We start from the raw sequence: 17,354 nt of genomic DNA, 5'->3' as shown, positions 1-17,354 counted from the left end.
GTACCCTATTCTGACCGAATGATCACCGACGCTCGCGTCCTCACGGCCCAGTTCGTGCCACGGGACGTCGAGCATCGCCACGAGGAGATCGACCGGCTCTCGACGGCGCTGGATCCACTGCTCGACGACCAGCCCGGCGAGAACGCCTCCCTGTTCGGCCCGACGGGCGCGGGCAAGACCTGTGTCGCCCGCTACACGCTGCGACAGTTGCGCGAGCAGTTGCCCGGACTCGACGCCCAGTACGTCAACTGCTGGCGTGACGGGTCGCCGTTTGCCGTCCGCCGTCGCCTGCTCGACGCGGTGGGTGACACCACCGACGTCCACCGCCAGTCGACGGCGATCGACGCGCTCCGCGAGCGGTTTCGCGGGGCCCTCGATGGGCCCTTCGTCGCCGTCCTCGACGAGGTCGATCAGCTCAGTTCGACCGACCTGCTCTACGATCTCAACGCGACTCCCGAGGTGACGCTCGTCTTGATCGCCAACCGCGAGGCGGAGCTGTTCGCGGACCTCGACGACCGCCTGGACAGCCGCCTCCGGGGTGGCGTGACCGTCAACTTCGATCGGTACGGCGTCGACGAACTCGGGGCGATCCTGGCCTCGCGCGCCGAGCGCGGCCTCGACCCGGGCGCGATCGACGAACGCGGACTGCGGACGATCGCCGACCGGGCGGGCGGGGACGCCCGCGTCGCCATCGACGCGCTGCGTGCGGCGGCCCGGGCGGCCGAACGCCGCGGTGGCGATCGGATCGCCGATCGGGACCTCGCCGATGCGGTCCCGACCGCCCGCTCGACGATCCGCGAGCGCCGCCTGGAGACGCTCGGTGAGCATCAGCGTGCGGTCTACGCGGCGATTCGCGAGGCCGGCGAGATCGCGCCGGGACCGCTGTACGACGCCTACAGCGCACGCGTCGCAGAGCCGCGTAGCCGCCGAATGATGCGCAACTACTGTGCGAAACTCGATCAGTACGGGTTGATCCGCGCCGAGGGCGAGACGCGCGATCGGCGGTATTCGGTCGTCGAGGTGTAGCGACCGGTCGCGCCCGCCAGCGCAGTCTACACTGTCTGGCCACCGTCGACGACCATCGGATGGCCGAGGACGAACGACGCGGCGTCCGAACACAGCCAGAGAACGGCGTTCGCGATTTCGTCGGGTTCGCCCATCCGACCGATCGGCTCCTGATCGACCACGTCCTCCCGGCCGCCGTCTCTGCCGTCGGTGACGCGGTCCATCATCGACGTGTCGACGATCCCCGGACAGACGGCGTTGATTCGCATGTCCGTCTCGGCGTATTCCAGCGCGGCCGATCGGGTCAGTCCGACGACGCCGTGTTTCGCGGCGACGTAGGCGGATTCGGGAAAGCCCGCGACGCCCGCACCCGAGGAGACGTTGACGATCGCTCCGCCCTGTTCGCGGACGTGTGGGATCTCCGCTTTCATCGCGAGGAAGACGCCGCGCAGGTCGGTATCGACGACGCGATCGAACTCCTTGACCGGGAGGTCCGCGGTTTTGACCGAGCGCTGTTCCACGCCAGCGTTGTTGCAGGCGTAGTCGAGGCGACCGAACTCGTCGATCGCTGCGTGATGGCCGCCTCGACATCGTTGGCCTCCCGCAGGTCACACGTCACGGCTAGCGCCGTACTGCCGAGGTCTTCGATGCGGTCGGCCGTCTTCCGGTTGCCCGCCTCGTCGATGTCGGCGACGACCACGTCGGCACCCTCCTGTGCGAACGACAGCGCCGTCGCGCGCCCGATGCCGCTCGCCGCCCCGGAGACGAACGCGACCTCGTCTTCGAAATTGAAATACTCCGCCTGTGGTGTCGGGTCGATTTCGCGTGTCATGTCGATTTCAGACAGTGTACGACCGCGGTCTGCAAACGTCTCACGGCTCCGCGCACTCGATGAGGCCGGATCTCACCACCCTCGTGCGCACGTCGGTCCTCGCCGGGTATCGGGGCGCTTCGCGTCCAAGTCGGTCGTTCGCACCGCGAGGTCGCCATCGCGAGCGCCGTCTCGGGTTCCTCGGTGCTGGTCCGTCCGCCACACGAATCAGAGAAACACTTACCTATGAACGACAGCTATCTCTGAACAATGAGCCAGTCAGAGAACGAGTCTGAGACGGAGGTCGTCGCGGTGACCAAACACGGCCAGGCGACCATCCCGAAGCGGTTCCGGGAGAAACTCGGGATCGAGGCCCCGGGCACCGTGCGCTTCCGGGAGCGCGAGGACGGCGTCGTCGTCGAGGCCATCCGATCGCCCAGCGAGATGCGAGGGTTCGCCGCCCGGCACGACAGCGACAGCGACCGGCCCGCGACCGAAATTCTGCGCGAGAAGCGTGAGCAGGACCGCAACGAGCGCGATCGGCGGGAACCTGACGACTAATGACGGTCCCCGATCGCGTCGTCTTCGACGCCGAACCGCTGATCGCGCACGCGGACGACGAACCCGGGAGTGACGTCGTCGAGACGTACCTCGACGCCGTCGCACTCGGGGAGACGACCGGCTACGCCAGCCCAGTGACCCGCACCGAAATTCGGTACACGATCGCCCGGAAGTACGACCGTGCGACGAGCGACGAGTATCTCGACTGGCTCACCACGCTCGGCATCGAGACGGTCGCCGTCGAGGAGGTGTGGCGGGCGGCCGCGGAGTACGTCCTCGCGGCCAACCCCGCGCTCGGCGACGCGTTCGCGCTGGCGACCGCCGAACACGTCGAGGGAACGCTCCTGGTCGGTGGCGACGACGACTACGACGGGATCGATCGCGTCCCGATCGAGCGGTTCCGCGAGGGGAGCGCGTAGCGTTTCGGAAACCGATTCGGAAATCCCGGTCCGGCGACGAGCGCCCCGTACGCCTCCAATCTCGCCCGCCCACGCCGATCCGGAACGCCCGGCACCGCCCCGGTCGCGGTTTTCCGGGCGGCCCGCCTCGATCCGCTATGGATCTCCTGCCCGATCTCGACCCCGGCCTGACCGTGCTCGAGACGCCCGACGCGCGGTCGCCGTCGCTGCACCGCCTGGCGCTGTCGGCGCACGCCGCCCGCGACGGCCGAACGTTCTGGATCGACGCCCGGAACGCCGCCTCGACGCGGGTGTTCTACGATCTGGTCGATCACGACCGCCGCCTGCGCTCCGTGCGGGTCGCCCGCGCCTTTACGGCCTACCAGCACCACTCGCTCGTCCGGCGGACCCTCCAGCAGGCGGGCCCGCGGACGGGCCTGGTCGTCGCCGCCAACGTCGGTGCGCTGTACGCCGATCCGGACGTGCCCGAGTACGACCGGGAGCCCTTGCTCCGGTCGTCGCTCGAAGCGCTCGCCGGTCTCGCGGAGGCCCGATCGATTCCCGTGCTCGCCTCGACGGCGGGCGCGCTCGCCGATCGCGTTCGGTCGGCCGCCGACCGGGTGATCACCTGCGAGGCGACGAGCGAGGGCCACCGCTACGTCGGGCCCGACGTCGAGACGCCGGCCTATCGCGGCCCGGGCTACTGGCAGACGACGATCGCCTACTGGCTCGATCTGTTCGGCCCGGTCGACGCGCACGCTCGCGCGGCCGTCCACGAGCGCGTCCCCCGGGTGGAGGGGTGACGATGGGGCGGACGACACCCACCTATCGGGATACGCTCGATTCGCGCGAGCAGGCCTTCCAGCCGTTTCGCCGGGCGCTCCGGCGGCCCTATCGGCCCGCGTTCGATCGCCTGTTCGAGCACGCCCGGCAGTTCGCCGACGCCGCGGGCTACTGCAACGCGACGGATCCCGACATCGCACTCCTGCTCTCGATCGCGCTCGCCCACGAACATGCCCGCAGCGAACGCGACGAGCGGATCGAGGCGCTCGAAGGCGAGATCGAGGCACTCTCTGCCCGGGTCGATCGGCTGGAGCGACGCCTGGACGACTGACCATGCTCACCGTTCAGTTCGAGGACGGCGACGCGATCGTCTGGGCAACCACCGCCGCGAGCGCCCGGCCCGAGCGGCACGCCTACACGCCGGCGCTGTTCGTCGGCGGGCCCTCGAAAGCGCGCACGCACGTCCGGGCCGCGCTGGCCGACGACCCCAAAGTCGGGGACATGGCGACCGTCCACCGCTTTCCCGACCTGCACGCCGACGAGCGCGAGCCAGTCTTGCGGGTCGCCGTCGAGCGCGTCGGGGAGATCCGGACGCTCGCCCGCGAGATCCGCACGCACCACGAGGCGGGGTCGTTCGGGCCGGGCACCCTGCGCCTGTACGACGTCGACCTCGATCCCGGGGCCCGCTACTGTCTCGACACCGGCCGGTCGCCGGTGCCCGATCGCGACCTGCGCACGCTCGCGTTGGACCTTCCGGCGGCCGCTCGCGCCGACGACGATCTGTCCGGGCTCCTCATCGACGGCGACCCGATCGACGGCGGCGAGGCGCGGACGCTCGCCACGCTCGCCGACCGGCTGGACCGCGACGATCCCGACGTGCTGGTCTGCTCGACGGGCGAGATCGTCCCGCTGGTCGCCGCGGCGGCCGATCGCCACGGGATCGACTGCCCGCTCGGGCGACGCCCGGGCCTCGACCAGCGCGCCGGTGCGAACACCGTCGAGAGCTACGGCCGGGTGCTCCACTCGCCGGCGCGATATTCTGTCCCCGGGCGCGTGATCGTCGATCGCGAGGGCTCATTTCTGCACGACGATGGCGGCCTCCCGGGCCTGCGCGACCTCGCCGAGCGCTCGCGTCGCCCACTCCAGGCGACCGCGCGCGGGTCGATCGGGACGATCCTCACCTCGATCGAGATCCGCGAGGCCCGCGCGCGTGACGTGCTCGTCCCCTGGAACAAGTGGGAGCCCGAGGCGTTTACGACGGTGCCGACGCTGTACGACGCCGATCGCGGCGGCTTCACGTTCGCGCCGTCGGTCGGCGTCCACGAGGACGTCATCGAGGTGGATTTCGCCTCGCTGTACCCCTCGATCATGGTCGAGTACAACGTCAGCCCCGAGACCGTCGGCTGTGACTGCTGTGCGAACGATCGCGTGCCCGGGCTGGAGTACTCGATCTGCGACGATCGGGGCTTCATGGCCGACGTGCTCGCGCCGCTGATCGAGGATCGCGCGGCGATGAAAGCCCGGATGGCTGCGGACGGAATCAGCGACGCCGAACGCGACCGCCTCGCGGCCCAGGCCGACGCCCTGAAGTGGATTCTCGTCTCGTCGTTCGGCTATCAGGGGTATCGCAACGCGAAGTTCGGCCGGATCGAGGCCCACGAGGCGATCAACGCGTTCGCGCGGGAGATCCTGCTGGACGCGAAAGACCGCCTCGAAGCGGCGGGCTGGCGGGTCGTCCACGGCATCGTCGACAGCCTCTGGGTCACCGCGGGCGAGGATCCCGACCCGATCGCGGACGTGGCGGCGTCGATCTCGGAGACGGTCGGGATCGACCTCGAACTCGAAGACCGATTCGACTGGGTCGCGTTCGTCCCGCGCAAGGACTCCCGGGCGGGCGCGCTCACGCGGTATTTCGGCCGGGTCGCCGATCGCGAGGAGTACAAGCGCCGCGGAATCGCCGCCCGCCGGCGTTCGACCTGCGAGTACGTGGCCGAGACGCAAAAGGCGCTCATCGAAACCTTCGATCGGGAGCGCGATCCCGAACCCGTCTGTGAGCGCGCCCAGCGTGCGATCGACCGCCTGGAGCGCGGCGCGGTCGATGCCGAGGATCTCGTCATCCGAACGCGCGCCACCCGCGATCCCGGGGCGTACGATCGGCATACGCGCACCGCCGACGCGCTCGCGCGTGCCAAGCGAGCGGGCCTCGCGGTCGGTGCGGGCCGGGACGTGCGGTACGTCGTCAGCGACGACACACGCCAGGGTCCAGAGCGCGTCCGCTTACCCTTCGAGGACGGCGCGTTCGACCCGGCGTTTTACGCGGATCGCGTACTTCGTGCCTGCGAGGAGGTCGTCGCGCCGGTGGGGTGGGATCGCGACCGGATCGAGCGGTATCTCGCGGGGACGCGCGAACTCGGCCTGGCGGCGTTCGGGGGGTGAGAGTCAGGAAACCGAAACACACCAAATGGAGGTTAGGTTTAGTAATATGTGGGGCACATTGAATGAAAATAGAACTGTTTCAAGAGCTGGTGTTGTGGGTCTTGTTTAGCCTCTGAAAATGTCGGCCGTGTTTAGACGCTAGTAAGAGCGTCTAATTGTCGAAGATACTAGGAAGTGAAGCGGGAAACGGAGTTTGTGCCTACGAAACTCGCCCGCTTCACTGGTCGCATCGTTTCGCTCGCTCAAAAAGCCGTCGTCGGTGAGCCAGATCCAGCGTACCAGGCCGGTGACGGAGGGTACGCAGACTGGGTAATCGTGGTAATTCACGGTCTCAGAGAATATCTCGACCACCCGTACCGGCGGCTGCTGGACGTACTCCACGAGATGCCTGGAATCGTTTCGAAGCTCGACCTAGCGGTAACTGAACTTCCCGATTTTACCACCGTTTGTACGCGCAAGCAAGACCTCGAAATGCGAATCTGGCGCGTCCTTTTGCGGTTATCGGCGGAACTGCACGACATCGGCGACGTTCAGGCGATCGACGCAACCGGCATGGATCGGATCGCTGCCAGCCAACACTATGCAAAACGGACGAACTACACGTTCCAGGCGGTGAAAGTGACCACGTTGATCGACTGCGATACAAATGCGATTCTCGACATACATTGCTCGATGAAACAACCGCACGACTCCAAGATCGGCTGGCAAATGGTGAAGCGGAACCTCGACAAACTGAGCATTCTTACCGCCGACAAAGGGTACGACTGGTGGCTCCTTCGCCAACGACTGCGTGCAGAAGGCGTTAAACCAGTGATTCGTCACCGCGAATTCGGCTGGTACGGCGTCGCGAACAATATCTTGCAAGATGACACGATCTACCATCAACGCTCGAACGTCGAGTCGACATTTTTCGCGCTCCGGCGCAAATACGGCGAGATCGTTCGCGCCCGAACCTGGTTCGGTCAGTTCCGCGAACTCGTCCTGAAATGCGCTGTCAGAAACATCGAAGTGAGTGTGAGCCACTCAGGACCGTGAAATTAGGCGTCTAAACAAGCCCAAAATGTCTGTTTCAGATCCTCTCCGTCGATCCAGGAAAGAAGATTGAAAGCCCTCGGCACGCTCGCGCACACTCAGCCGGATATCCTCGCTGGCGCTCGGATAGTGCCGGCTGAGATGCACGCGAGGCGGCCTCGCCCTTTCAGTTTACCAGAAAACTTCGTATTCTGGTCGCCCGAAAATCTTCGATTTTCGCAGGCCGCCAGGAACTCGGTCGTATCGCCAGTCTATGGGCATTAATGTCCTGGTGGATCGAAAGGGCGAGGGGCTTTCAGAGGAGACTCGGCTATGTCACACAATCATCTGAACACGACCGAACGATGACGGCAACCACCTATAGTGACGAATACTACTCGTCGTCTGTGTCACGGCCCCGCTGTCCGCCTTTCGAAACCCGTTCGCCACCATTCAGGACACTCTTTTGAGCTTTTTCGAGGTCGCTGTCAGTGACAATCTCGCCACCTTCCAGTTTGCTTTGGTGAGCCTGTTTTCTTTCACTGTCCTCACTTGCGTCGTCGGTCATACGTTCGCATTGTACTGAGAGACGGTTAAGGATTCGGCTACCGCCACTCGATGTAATCACGAATGGCTCGATAGATCTGCTTGACGACGCCGGAAACAGCCACAACGGTAAGAATGACAAGTAATGTACCAAAGACATATAGCCCAGGGACAGGCCCGACCAGAGCTTCGTGTACTCCAAGAACGAAACTCACGACAGCAATGACTGCAAATAGAATCGTGAGTTGGATGAGTGGAATATTGCGTACATTGGTGCTTCTGTTGAAGTTTATACGTACAATATAGTTTTTCAACATTAGAGTTTCGGCTTCAGAACGGTCAAGATCGGCTTGAAGAAGTGCACTCAGATTTTCGTGGCTCAGTCCGATGTCTTGCTCTGAAGCAGTATATGTCATGGCTGCAAATGCAGTCGAGAGGACGATTGATACAGTTCCGAGAGTGACGTAGCCATTCAAGAAGTTGGAAATTTCTGGGAAATTTGGACCATTCCCAAATTGAGCTATGATTGATAGCCCAGATACCAATATACCGATCAGAACGATATTGAGACGGAGTATTTTGCTTGCCTTGGTGTCGATGTCGTCGAGAGTGTTGATTTGGGCATTGACCGTTTCGCGCGCTTCGGACCGCAGTTCAGCTAGTGTCTGCTCATTGGTGGCAAATTCGACAGATTCTAACTCTTCACGCAGCTCGTCCGGGTCTCGGCTTGCCATTCGTTACCGGAATATGGTCGAGGTCGTTTGATATAATTATTGGAATGAAGTGCTTCAGAGTGGCTGACTATTACTATCATAATCCGCTCCGAGACTCCTGATGTACTATATGCCGACCGGATCGAGCGGTACCTCGCGGGGACGCGCGAACTCGGCCTGGCGGCGTTCGGGGAGTGAGACCGACCTGACGCGGTCGGTCGTCGGGCCCGGTGTCCCGCGGACCGTGACGTGAGTACGGTTGTGGCCCGGCGCGCACCTGCGCTCGTCCCGACTGGCTGCCGATCCGGGGGAGCGAGACGAGCGCGACCGACAGAGTGAAAGGCATCAGATCGGGAATGGGGCCTGTCGAGACGGTTCCGCCGGGTCCCACCGACTGATTCCAATGTCATCACTCGCTGGTCTCGTCGCCGTGGCGCTCGTCGCATCGCTTTTCATGTCGTTCACCGTCGGCGCGAACAGCAATTCCGCACCGATCGCGCCGGCCGTCGGGGCGAACGCGATATCGACGCTTCGCGGGGCGCTCCTGGTCGGGATCGTCGCCGCGCTCGGGGCGGTGGCCCAGGGGGGCCGCATCTCGGAGACCATCGGCCACGGACTGGTCACCGGCGTCACGATCACGCCGCTGGCCGCGACCGCGACGCTTCTCACGGCGGCCACGCTGATCACCATCGGCAACTCCCGTGGCTATCCGATCCCCTCCGCGTTCACGGTCACCGGTGCGGCGATCGGCGCGGGGATCGCGCTGGGTGGCGGCTTCGCGGCCGCGACGTACGCCAAGATCCTGGGCTTCTGGCTCGCGATCCCGATCGTCGAGGGGGTCCTCGCGTACGCGATCGCCTGGCTCCTGTTGGACGACCGGGTCGCGGATCCCCCGAGTATCGCGCTGCTCGCCGGTGGCGTCGGCTCCGCGCTCGCGACGATTCGGCTCGCCGTCCTCCCGAGTCCGGGCGGCGGGCCGGGGTCGATCGCTGGCGTCGTCGCCCGAGCGCTCGGTCTCTCGACGGGCACCGCCGGGGGCCTCCTCGTCGGGGGCGCGATCGGGCTGTTCACGGCCGGCGTGGCCTACTGGCAACTCCGTCGTGACGTCTCGACCGGCATCGACCGGATGCTGGTCGGCCTCGCGCTCGTCGTCGTGTTCACCAGTGGCGGGTCACAGGTCGGCCTCGCCACGGGCCCCCTGGAGTCCGTCGTCACCTCATCGCTCGGATTGCCCTCGATCTATCTGCTCGGACTCGGGGCAGTCGGCATTCTGCTCGGGGGCTGGATGCGATCGCCACGCCTGATACAGGCCGTCGCCCGGGAGTACGCGTCACTCGGGCCGAAGCGTGCGATCGCTGCGTTCATCCCGGCCTTTCTCGTCGCGCAGGCCGCGATCGCGCTGGGCTATCCCATCTCGTTCAACAAGGTGATGATTTCGAGTATCGTCGGGGCTGGACTCGTGGGGCGGGCCTCCGGGTCGGACGGCGTCTCCGCGACGAAGACCGGCTACACCCTCGGCGCGTGGATCGCGTCGATGGTCGGCGGTGGCGCGATCAGCTTCGCGCTCTATCACGCGCTCGCAGCGCTCCCGGGACTCGGCTGATCAGACGGCCCGTTCGAGGAGGTCCGTGACCGCACCGCTCTGTTTCATCGCCGTCCAGGTCTCGAAGTCGGTCGTTCGCGCCACGAACGCGTCGCGCTCGTCCGCCGAGAGCCGCTGGACGGCCCCGACCGTGTCGCCGTCACACGGACAGGCTGCACAGAACGCCTTGACGGAGTCGAACTGTGTGCGACGGCGGACGAACGCCGGGGAGAGGACTGTTCCGGTGGACCGACGCGATCGTGGGTCGGGCGCGAGGGCGCGTCGGATCGTGCGCACGAGACTGGCCACCACCGACGGGTGGGTCTTGACCCCTGTGTCAAGAACCATGCGTCGGACGTGGGTTTCGAGCCCCGTAAGTCCGGTGACTGGCGGAAGCGCGGAGACGATCGGTGGGCCTGGCCTGCCGGTCTTGCGCACGCGGAGAGGGGCGGCGGTCGGGGAGTGATCGGCGGGACTCGCTGCCTACGCAACCACACCGTCGGACCCGTCTGGCGTCACCTGAACGTCGATCTCGATATTGTCGTACCACACGACTGGCCGCTTCGCGTAGCCGTCGTCGTCGAGTTCGACCAGGCCGATCTCGGCCAACCGGTTGAGCGCGGTCGAGACGTTCTTGATGTCCCGATCGACCAGCCTGGCGAGTTCGCGGACGCTCTCGGGCTCTTCGGTGGCGATCGTCCGGACGAGTTCGAGATTCTTCGCGCTCAGGACGCGTTCGAGGGCCGCCTCGTCGGGCAGGCTGAGGACATGAGCGTCCTCGGCGTCGTCGGCCTCGATCTGGCGGACGTCGTCGAGGGCCGCCTCGAAGAACTCCGCCGTCGATTCGACCGTGATGTGGAGCGTGTCAGTCATGGGAAACGTGATCGGGCAGTTCGCGGACGAATCGGTATGCGCCGCCTCCGATCTCCCGTAATCATTGTCGACCCATCGGGAAACGGATGATGGTCCATCGACCATCGAGTCCGACGCGGAGGACTGACTCTCACCGCTCAAAAGAACGGAATCGTCGGCTGCAACGACTGCCCCGAGACTCGAACGTCGACGGACTCGATGGCCCCGCGTTCGTGGTCGGTGATCCGCACCAACAGCGTATGCACGGCCCGGTCGTCGGTCCGTGGCTCCCAGGTCGTCAGGGCTACGTCGAGACGGATCCCGTCGGGCGTCCGGCGCAGGGATTCGAAGCGAAGCTGTGGGGTCGAGGAGCCCTCGATCTGGACGACGACGATCGACGACGTCGAGAAGTCGGTGCCGTCGACGAACGCCGTCGCGACCGGTCCGTCGACCGACTGGCGGGCCGCCGATCGCTCGGTGAGGTGGAGGTGACGGGACGCGCCGGGCCCCAGCGCGGAGAGATCGGCCGTCGCGGATTCGGTGAGCACGTCGCCGGGCACGTACCGGTGATCGACGCTCATCTCGTCCGGAACGGGATCCGCGTGCAGGGCATACACTCCGAGCCCGCCGAGGAGACCAAATACAACGAGGGCCACGAGTGCGTACTGCAGTCGTTTCATACCGTCCACTCCCGCGTACAGGTTTCTATTTCTTCGAATACAAATCTGGCGAACGAGTCGGAGAGTGGTGGAGTACCGGATCGGACACACCAGCCGGGGCAAATCGTTAACAGGGCGTCCCCTCGAAGGACCCGTCATGTGCGGACGCGAGGAGGGCGTCGGGACGTCTCGCCCGTCGAATGGAGGGCCGAGCGCGTGGCGCTGACTGCCTGGGTGCTGATCGCGCTCGCGACGCTCGCGGGGCTTGGCATGGCGTGGGCGCTCGGCGCGAGTTCGAACTCGCCACCGTTCGCGCCGGCGATCGGTGCGAACGCCATCTCGACGATGCGCGCCGCGTTTCTCGTCGGGATCCTCGCCGCGCTGGGAGCGCTCACCCAGGGCGGATCGATCTCCGAGACGGTCGGTCGGGACCTGATCGGGGGCGTCCAGATTTCGCCGCTGGCGGCGACGGCGGGACTCCTGACCGCGGCGGGCTTCATCGTCGTCGGCGTAAAGACCGGTTATCCCGTGCCGGCGGCGTTCGCGACGACCGGCGCGATGGTCGGGGTGGGCCTCGCGCTCGGCGGCGACCCCGCGTTCGCGACCTACCGGCGGTTGGGCACGTTCTGGCTGATGGTGCCGATCGTCTCGGGGTCGACCGCGTACGGCACGGCGCGCATGCTCCGAGACGACCGCGTTCCGGAGACGGTGGCGATCCCCGTCATCGCGGCGGGCGTGGCGGCCATCGTCGCGAACGTCCAGTTGGGCGTGTTGCCGTCCCCGCCGGAGGCGAGTCAGAACTCGCTGGCGGGCACCGTGGCGATGATCGTCGACGCGCCGAGGCTCGGCCCGGTCGAGCCAAGCGTCCTTGCAGTCACGGTCGGGATGGCCGTCCTCGCCTTCGTCGCGATCCGCCGGCGCACACAGGACTCACACGAGCGCGGCATCCGGACGCTGTTGATCGCGCTCGGCAGCGTCGTCGCCTTTTCGGGTGGGGGCAGTCAGGTCGGTCTGGCGACGGGGCCACTGGAGGCACTCTTTGCCGATCAGTTGGGCCTGCCCGCGATCGTCTTGCTCGCACTCGGGGCGGGCGGCATCCTCGCGGGCGCGTGGATGGGCGCCCCGCGCCTGCTTCAGGCCACCTCGCGGGAGTACGCTCAACTGGGCGAGCGCCGCTCGATCGCCGCGCTCGTGCCGGGCTTTTTGATCGCGCAGGCCGCCATCCTGCTGGGCATCCCCGTCTCCTTTAACAACATCATCATCTCGGGCGTGATCGGCGGTGGCCTCGCGGCCGGATCGGCGGGCGTCTCCCGCCGGAAGATCGGCGTCACGCTCACGTTCTGGGTGATCACGCTCGTCACCTCGATTGTCGTCGGGTTCGTGGTCTACACCGCGTTCTCGACCGGCCTCGGTGTGCAGTGACGGGCCGTACTGGTTTGGTGCTGGAGGCCGTGGATCGGGACATGGCCCAGACGTTCGACGCCGACGACCCGCCGGACCGGCCGGTCGCACTCGACGACGGCGACGCCCTCGACGCACTGATCGACACCTACGAGACGGTTCTCGTGGAGTTCTACACCGACGGCTGTGGCGTCTGTGCCTCGATGGAGCCAGTGCTGGGGATCGTCGCCCAGGAGGCCGACGCCGTCGTCGCGACGATCAACCCGCGTGACGATCCGCCACTGGTCGAGCGCTTTGCGGTCCAGAGCGTCCCGCTCCTGGTCGTCTTTCGTGACGGCGAACCGGTCGAGCGCGTCGCCGACGGGTTCCAACCCGCCGACGACGTGATCGCGCTGATCGACGCGGCGGACTGACTCTCGCATTCTGCGATCGGAAACGCGCAGATCCGTGGGTGAATGCGGCCTGTGTGTTTGTTTCGCAATCTGAAGCGGGGAATAATTTGAACTCGTCCATTTTTGCCGGTGGTGTGACGGTAGGTTTAAGCGTGGCCGATCGGTCATTCCGCTCGATATGGTTGTGAATACCGATTGTTTCGCTCGAATCGATAGACGGGTGGGGGGTAGGGCCCCGGGGGGAGTCTCGTGACCACCGTGTCCTCGGGTCGGCGGTCGCTCACCTGGGCGGTGGCGATCACACTGTTCGCGGTCGTCGCGGTCGGTGGACTGGCGGTGACTGGTGGCGTCCTCGCAGACTCCAGCGTCGCGGTCAGTTCCGGCGACGACGTCTGGCAGGGCCAGACGATCACGGTGTCCGCCGACACCGTGTCCGGGGCGAACTGGACACTCGTCGACCTCGCGGACGCCAGCGCCGACCGGGCGGTTCGCTTCGAGGACGGGGGGACGGCCCGGATCGACACCACGACGTTGTCGGCCGGTCGCGAGTACGCTCTCGGGCCTGGCGACGGTACGTACCGCCGCATTTCCGAGGGGACGATACAGTCCGACACGGTGACGGCGGCCAACGCCTCCGTCGGCGTCCGCGCGCAGACGCTGGCGGTCGACGGGTCGGAGACGGCGCGCGCTGGATCGAACGCCACGCTGGCCGTCGAGAGCAACCGTGAGTCGTTCCGTCTCGCGCTCCACTCGGCGGATCTCTCGACCGAGACGCTCGCGCGAATCGACGGCGCGACCGAGACTGCCGAGGGTGTGACGGTCGCCGTCGATGCCGGGGAGACGTTGACGCTCCCGCTCGACGGCGTCGCACCAGGCGAGTACACGATCACGGCGACCGTCCCGGACACGACCGCTCGGGCCTCGACGACGCTGTCGGTCGCGTCCTGGATCACCGCCGAGACCGACACGCTGCCCGCCGGTCCCGCGGCGACGGTCGCGGGTAACTCCTCGCTCGCTCCGGGTGAGCGAGTCGTCGTCACGTTCGATCCCGACGGCGCGGGCGACCGATCGGCGGTCACGAGAGTCGACGCCGACGGCACGTGGTCCGCGTCGTTCGACCTCGACGACGTCGAACCGGGCACCTACAACGTGACCGCGAGTGCCGTCGAGGCCGACGCGACGGCGACTCGCACGGTCGCGGTCGAACCGCGCCTGGCAGTCTCGACCACGACGACGGCACGGGGCCCCACCGCGACGATCGACGGCGAATCGATGCTCGACGAGAATGCGACGGTCGCCGTCACCGTCGCGAACGGGAGTCGGGTGGTCGCGACGACGACCACGACGGTCACGGCGAATCGCACCTGGAGCGGGGCGCTGAACCTCACGACCGTCCCGCTGGGCAGCTACACCGTCACGGTGAACGCGACGGCGACGGACGCCTCGGCGTCCGCGACCGTGACCGTCGCGCCGCGGGCCACGGTCGACAGCGACGAGGTAGCGACCGGGCCGGCAACGATCGGCGGGACGAGTGTCGACGACCGGGTCGCCGTCGCGATCAGAGACGAGACCGGGACCGTCGCGAACGGAACGACGACCGTCGATCCGTCCGGGAACTGGTCGCTCGCGATGAATCTGACGACGCTCGACCCAGACCGGTACACACTGGTCGTCTCCTCGGGCCCGACCGAGCGCACGCGACCGCTGAGCGTCGTCTGGGAGGGCGCCGACGTCGCGGTCGACGCCGTGAATCGAACGTCGGTCGGGTTCGATCCGGTCATCCTCACCCACGGGGGCACGATCGAACTGCGCGAGGGTGAGCGCGTCGTCGGCGCGGCGAGCGTCGATCCCGGTGACACGACCGCCAGGACGGCGATCGATCCCGCACCGACCACCGAGCGTCTCGTCGCGGTCGCGGTCCACCCCGACGGGCACGTCTATCGGGATCGAAACGGGAGTGCGGCCCGTACGGTCGTCGACCTGCCGGACCCGCTCGTGGACGCCGACCAGCCATCGACGCTGTCCGGCGAGACCGTCACGCTCTCGGCGTCGGTCGTGAACGCGACCGACCTGTCGCTGCGTGGTGTGCCCGACGACTGGGAGCACGTCGACAGGTCGGTCGAGCCCTCGACCGCCGCGAACGAGACGACCGCCGCGGACGCGACCGACGCCGCCACGGCCGCGGAGAGCACCGCGACGGACGCGAACGCGACGGCGTTCGCGTGGTCCGAGCCCACCACGGCGACGGTGTCGGTGACCTACGCCGTGCCCGACCGCGCGTTCGGTGCGGTCCCGGTCGAGTGGGTGGCTCACAACGGGACTCACGTCACGCGATCGGCGGGGACCGTGACCGTCGAGGCGCCGACGGTGGCCGTCGACGGGGCCGGGATCGCGCGCGGTGACGTCGCGGAGATCGATGTCGACCTCGATCACACCCGATCGGGGTGGGTTCGCATCGACGGCTCCGATCTGGACGTCCTCGTGAACGTCAGCGACGTCGACGAGGACGGCCGCGTCTCCCTGAACGTCAACAGCTATGCGGTTCGCGGTGACGCGATCCCCGCCGACCGGCGCGTCTGGGCCGCAGACGACGACCGGGTGGTCGCCGTGCACAACCTGACGACCGAGTCGTGGAACGCCTCCCGGGTCGAACCGCTGTCGGGCGATCGCTACTACGCGACGGGGGCCCCGTGGCGGAACGGCACGACCCTGGACGGCCCGCCCACGTACGGCGAACTGCGCGTCGAGGACCGCGCGACCACCGATCTCCGGATCCGCTCTGGCGGCCCTGCGGGCGCGTTGACCTCACGGAGCCAGGTCATCGGGGCGCTCAAGGCCGGATCGCTCCCCGAGCGCGACCTGATCGTCACCGGGGATCGTCTCGTCGTCGACCTCTCCGCGACGGGACTCGTCGGACCGATGGCCCTCCAGCGCGAGGGCTCGACGACAGCGAACCTCCTCGCGATGCTCGACGACGACGCCGTCGGCGCGAATCTGACGCTTCGAGCGGTGTCGACGAACGGATCGAACGCGACGGCAGCGACGAACGAGACGGTGAGGGCCCCCGACGAGGGCGGGATCGACACGGACGCGATAGATTCGGACACAATCGACGCGGACGCGATAGATTCGGACACGATCGACGCGGACGCAATCGAGGCGTTCGAATCCACCGGCGCGGTCTATCTGGTGGTCAATTCGTCGGCGCTGGACCTCGACGCGGGCCAGCAGTACGAACTGGCGTTCACGTTGAACGCATCGAGTCCGCTGACCGACGGGGCCGAGCGGGTGAGCGATCGGGTGGCGGTCACCGACACGCCCGCGACGCTCTCGACGCCGCTCGCGGCAGCCCCGAACCAGACGCTCGCGGGCACGACGGTCGTCCCGCAGGGCGAGACACTCGACGTCGCACTGACGACTGGTGCTGGCACGGCCGCACTCACGGAGACCACCACGGTCGGTCAGAACCGATCGTGGTCGCTCGATGCCGACGTTCCGACCGACGCGTTCGGGCCGGCGACGCTGACGCTGACCGGGCCCGCGGGGCAGGCGTTCGACGTGCCGGTCGTTCTCGACCGGCCGGCGGCGACGCTCTCGGTCACGTCCGCGAGTCGGGACCGTCTGTCCGTCGAGAACGTGAGTCTGGACCGTGGCGGCCAGATCGTCGTCCACGAGGGCACTGCCGCGGGCCCGACGGTCGGGGCGAGCGGCACACTCGATCCGTCGGCGACGACGGCGACCGTCTCGCTGTCGAACGTGAGCGCCGAGACGACGCTCGTCGCGGTCGCCCACTACCGAACGGCCGACTCGCCCGGGCCGGTGTACCGAACGTCGAGTGGCGCTCCGGTCCAGGCGTCGGTGACCGTTCGGGCTGACGCCGGCGACGACCCGGACGGATCGGAGCCGCGCGGTGTGATCGGCGGCGACGTGGATATCGAAACGGATACGCCGACAATCGCGCCCGGCGGTGGCGCGCCGGACGCCCCGACCGAGACGGCGACGCCCACCGAGACGCCGACCGCGACGGCGACAGCGGTGGCCACCACGACCGACGGCGGCGGGGCGGTCGAGACCGTCCGGACCGACGCGTCGGGCGATGGTGGCCTCCCACTGGGGGCGATCCTGCCCGCCGCGCTCGTCGTGGTGCTGGTCGTGATCGCGGCCGTGCTGGCCGCTCGTCGGGGCGCATAGCGCACGCAGATCG

At 67.2% G+C, this 17,354-nt stretch carries 16 protein-coding genes and 1 pseudogene; 11 read left to right on the top strand and 6 right to left on the bottom strand.

Translation table 11 applies throughout. The annotated features are described in order from the left end of the window. The first annotated feature begins 18 nt into the window (after window positions 1-18). On the top strand, window positions 19-1,026 hold the full coding sequence (locus tag HARCEL1_RS11020) for a Cdc6/Cdc18 family protein (protein WP_108383501.1): 1,008 nt from the start codon (window positions 19-21) through the stop codon (window positions 1,024-1,026). Between the two features lie 26 nt (window positions 1,027-1,052). Here the strand turns inward: HARCEL1_RS11020 and HARCEL1_RS11015 are convergent. Next, window positions 1,053-1,837 (bottom strand): annotated as a pseudogene (locus HARCEL1_RS11015) (glucose 1-dehydrogenase). A gap of 249 nt (window positions 1,838-2,086) precedes the next feature. Between HARCEL1_RS11015 and HARCEL1_RS11010 the strand changes: the two are divergent. The 6 genes from HARCEL1_RS11010 to HARCEL1_RS10985 all read left to right on the top strand — a co-directional run bounded on the left by HARCEL1_RS11010 (window position 2,087) and on the right by HARCEL1_RS10985 (window position 7,029). Continuing rightward, entirely contained in the window at window positions 2,087-2,377 is a 291-nt protein-coding gene (locus tag HARCEL1_RS11010; RefSeq protein ID WP_108383498.1) for an AbrB/MazE/SpoVT family DNA-binding domain-containing protein, read from the top strand. Next, entirely contained in the window at window positions 2,377-2,796 is a 420-nt protein-coding gene (locus tag HARCEL1_RS11005) for a PIN domain-containing protein (RefSeq protein WP_108383496.1), read from the top strand. Before HARCEL1_RS11010 ends, HARCEL1_RS11005 begins: the two co-directional genes overlap by 1 nt. A 137-nt stretch (window positions 2,797-2,933) precedes the next feature. Further along, complete coding sequence (locus HARCEL1_RS11000) at window positions 2,934-3,578, top strand: hypothetical protein (protein WP_108383493.1); 645 nt, start codon at window positions 2,934-2,936, stop codon at window positions 3,576-3,578. Window positions 3,579-3,580: 2 nt separating this feature from the next. Then, window positions 3,581-3,889, top strand: coding sequence for a hypothetical protein (locus HARCEL1_RS10995; RefSeq protein WP_108383491.1), 309 nt, complete (start codon window positions 3,581-3,583; stop codon window positions 3,887-3,889). Between the two features lie 2 nt (window positions 3,890-3,891). After that, window positions 3,892-5,994 (top strand): type B DNA-directed DNA polymerase, encoded by a 2,103-nt coding sequence (locus tag HARCEL1_RS10990; RefSeq protein WP_108383488.1) that lies wholly within the window; start codon window positions 3,892-3,894, stop codon window positions 5,992-5,994. A 174-nt stretch (window positions 5,995-6,168) separates the two neighbouring features. Next, the gene (locus HARCEL1_RS10985; protein WP_108383486.1) at window positions 6,169-7,029 is read left to right on the top strand and encodes an IS5 family transposase; all 861 of its coding nucleotides are present in this window, start codon (window positions 6,169-6,171) and stop codon (window positions 7,027-7,029) included. Between the two features lie 370 nt (window positions 7,030-7,399). Here HARCEL1_RS10985 and HARCEL1_RS13445 read toward each other — a convergent pair whose 3' ends face one another. Both HARCEL1_RS13445 and HARCEL1_RS13440 read right to left on the bottom strand, forming a co-directional pair. Then, window positions 7,400-7,573 (bottom strand): hypothetical protein, encoded by a 174-nt coding sequence (locus HARCEL1_RS13445; protein ID WP_159077111.1) that lies wholly within the window; start codon window positions 7,571-7,573, stop codon window positions 7,400-7,402. A gap of 37 nt (window positions 7,574-7,610) precedes the next feature. After that, the gene (locus HARCEL1_RS13440; RefSeq protein ID WP_159077110.1) at window positions 7,611-8,285 is read right to left on the bottom strand and encodes a hypothetical protein; all 675 of its coding nucleotides are present in this window, start codon (window positions 8,283-8,285) and stop codon (window positions 7,611-7,613) included. Between the two features lie 382 nt (window positions 8,286-8,667). Between HARCEL1_RS13440 and HARCEL1_RS10980 the strand changes: the two genes are divergently transcribed. Then, the gene (locus HARCEL1_RS10980) at window positions 8,668-9,867 is read left to right on the top strand and encodes an inorganic phosphate transporter (RefSeq protein WP_108383484.1); all 1,200 of its coding nucleotides are present in this window, start codon (window positions 8,668-8,670) and stop codon (window positions 9,865-9,867) included. Here the strand turns inward: HARCEL1_RS10980 and HARCEL1_RS10975 are convergent, their stop codons facing one another. From HARCEL1_RS10975 to HARCEL1_RS10965, 3 genes are all read right to left on the bottom strand, one after another. Continuing rightward, window positions 9,868-10,194, bottom strand: a complete 327-nt coding sequence (locus HARCEL1_RS10975) for a hypothetical protein (RefSeq protein WP_108383482.1) — start codon at window positions 10,192-10,194, stop codon at window positions 9,868-9,870. 135 nt (window positions 10,195-10,329) lie between these two features. Next, window positions 10,330-10,719: an HVO_A0114 family putative DNA-binding protein gene (locus HARCEL1_RS10970; protein WP_108383479.1), complete on the bottom strand. Its 390-nt coding sequence runs from the start codon at window positions 10,717-10,719 to the stop codon at window positions 10,330-10,332. Window positions 10,720-10,856: 137 nt separating this feature from the next. After that, the gene (locus tag HARCEL1_RS10965) at window positions 10,857-11,378 is read right to left on the bottom strand and encodes a hypothetical protein (RefSeq protein WP_108383477.1); all 522 of its coding nucleotides are present in this window, start codon (window positions 11,376-11,378) and stop codon (window positions 10,857-10,859) included. Window positions 11,379-11,627: 249 nt separating this feature from the next. On the opposite strand from HARCEL1_RS10965, the gene HARCEL1_RS10960 reads away from it, so the two are divergent. The 3 genes from HARCEL1_RS10960 to HARCEL1_RS13435 all read left to right on the top strand — a co-directional run bounded on the left by HARCEL1_RS10960 (window position 11,628) and on the right by HARCEL1_RS13435 (window position 17,341). Beyond that, window positions 11,628-12,779, top strand: a complete 1,152-nt coding sequence (locus HARCEL1_RS10960) for an inorganic phosphate transporter (RefSeq protein ID WP_108384257.1) — start codon at window positions 11,628-11,630, stop codon at window positions 12,777-12,779. Window positions 12,780-12,820: 41 nt separating this feature from the next. Then, the gene (locus tag HARCEL1_RS10955; RefSeq protein ID WP_108383475.1) at window positions 12,821-13,171 is read left to right on the top strand and encodes a thioredoxin family protein; all 351 of its coding nucleotides are present in this window, start codon (window positions 12,821-12,823) and stop codon (window positions 13,169-13,171) included. 228 nt (window positions 13,172-13,399) lie between these two features. Then, entirely contained in the window at window positions 13,400-17,341 is a 3,942-nt protein-coding gene (locus HARCEL1_RS13435) for a DUF7827 domain-containing protein (protein ID WP_159077109.1), read from the top strand. Window positions 17,342-17,354: the final 13 nt, after the last annotated feature.

This window comes from Halococcoides cellulosivorans (genome assembly GCF_003058365.1).
GTDB classification, from domain to species: domain Archaea; phylum Halobacteriota; class Halobacteria; order Halobacteriales; family Haloarculaceae; genus Halococcoides; species Halococcoides cellulosivorans.
Note: the sequence above shows the minus strand (reverse complement) of the source record. Positions and strands in the feature narration are given on the sequence as shown.

Bases quoted from the DNA above. Each gene is read 5' to 3' on its own strand.
- HARCEL1_RS11020 (WP_108383501.1), top strand. From the start codon at position 19: ATGATCACCGACGCTCGCGTCCTCACGGCCCAGTTCGTGCCACGGGAC.
- HARCEL1_RS11010 (WP_108383498.1), top strand. From the start codon at position 2,087: ATGAGCCAGTCAGAGAACGAGTCTGAGACGGAGGTCGTCGCGGTGACC.
- HARCEL1_RS11005 (WP_108383496.1), top strand. From the start codon at position 2,377: ATGACGGTCCCCGATCGCGTCGTCTTCGACGCCGAACCGCTGATCGCG.
- HARCEL1_RS11000 (WP_108383493.1), top strand. From the start codon at position 2,934: ATGGATCTCCTGCCCGATCTCGACCCCGGCCTGACCGTGCTCGAGACG.
- HARCEL1_RS10995 (WP_108383491.1), top strand. From the start codon at position 3,581: ATGGGGCGGACGACACCCACCTATCGGGATACGCTCGATTCGCGCGAG.
- HARCEL1_RS10990 (WP_108383488.1), top strand. From the start codon at position 3,892: ATGCTCACCGTTCAGTTCGAGGACGGCGACGCGATCGTCTGGGCAACC.
- HARCEL1_RS13445 (WP_159077111.1), bottom strand. From the start codon at position 7,573: ATGACCGACGACGCAAGTGAGGACAGTGAAAGAAAACAGGCTCACCAA.
- HARCEL1_RS13440 (WP_159077110.1), bottom strand. From the start codon at position 8,285: ATGGCAAGCCGAGACCCGGACGAGCTGCGTGAAGAGTTAGAATCTGTC.
- HARCEL1_RS10980 (WP_108383484.1), top strand. From the start codon at position 8,668: ATGTCATCACTCGCTGGTCTCGTCGCCGTGGCGCTCGTCGCATCGCTT.
- HARCEL1_RS10975 (WP_108383482.1), bottom strand. From the start codon at position 10,194: ATGGTTCTTGACACAGGGGTCAAGACCCACCCGTCGGTGGTGGCCAGT.
- HARCEL1_RS10970 (WP_108383479.1), bottom strand. From the start codon at position 10,719: ATGACTGACACGCTCCACATCACGGTCGAATCGACGGCGGAGTTCTTC.
- HARCEL1_RS10965 (WP_108383477.1), bottom strand. From the start codon at position 11,378: ATGAAACGACTGCAGTACGCACTCGTGGCCCTCGTTGTATTTGGTCTC.
- HARCEL1_RS10960 (WP_108384257.1), top strand. From the start codon at position 11,628: ATGGCGTGGGCGCTCGGCGCGAGTTCGAACTCGCCACCGTTCGCGCCG.
- HARCEL1_RS10955 (WP_108383475.1), top strand. From the start codon at position 12,821: ATGGCCCAGACGTTCGACGCCGACGACCCGCCGGACCGGCCGGTCGCA.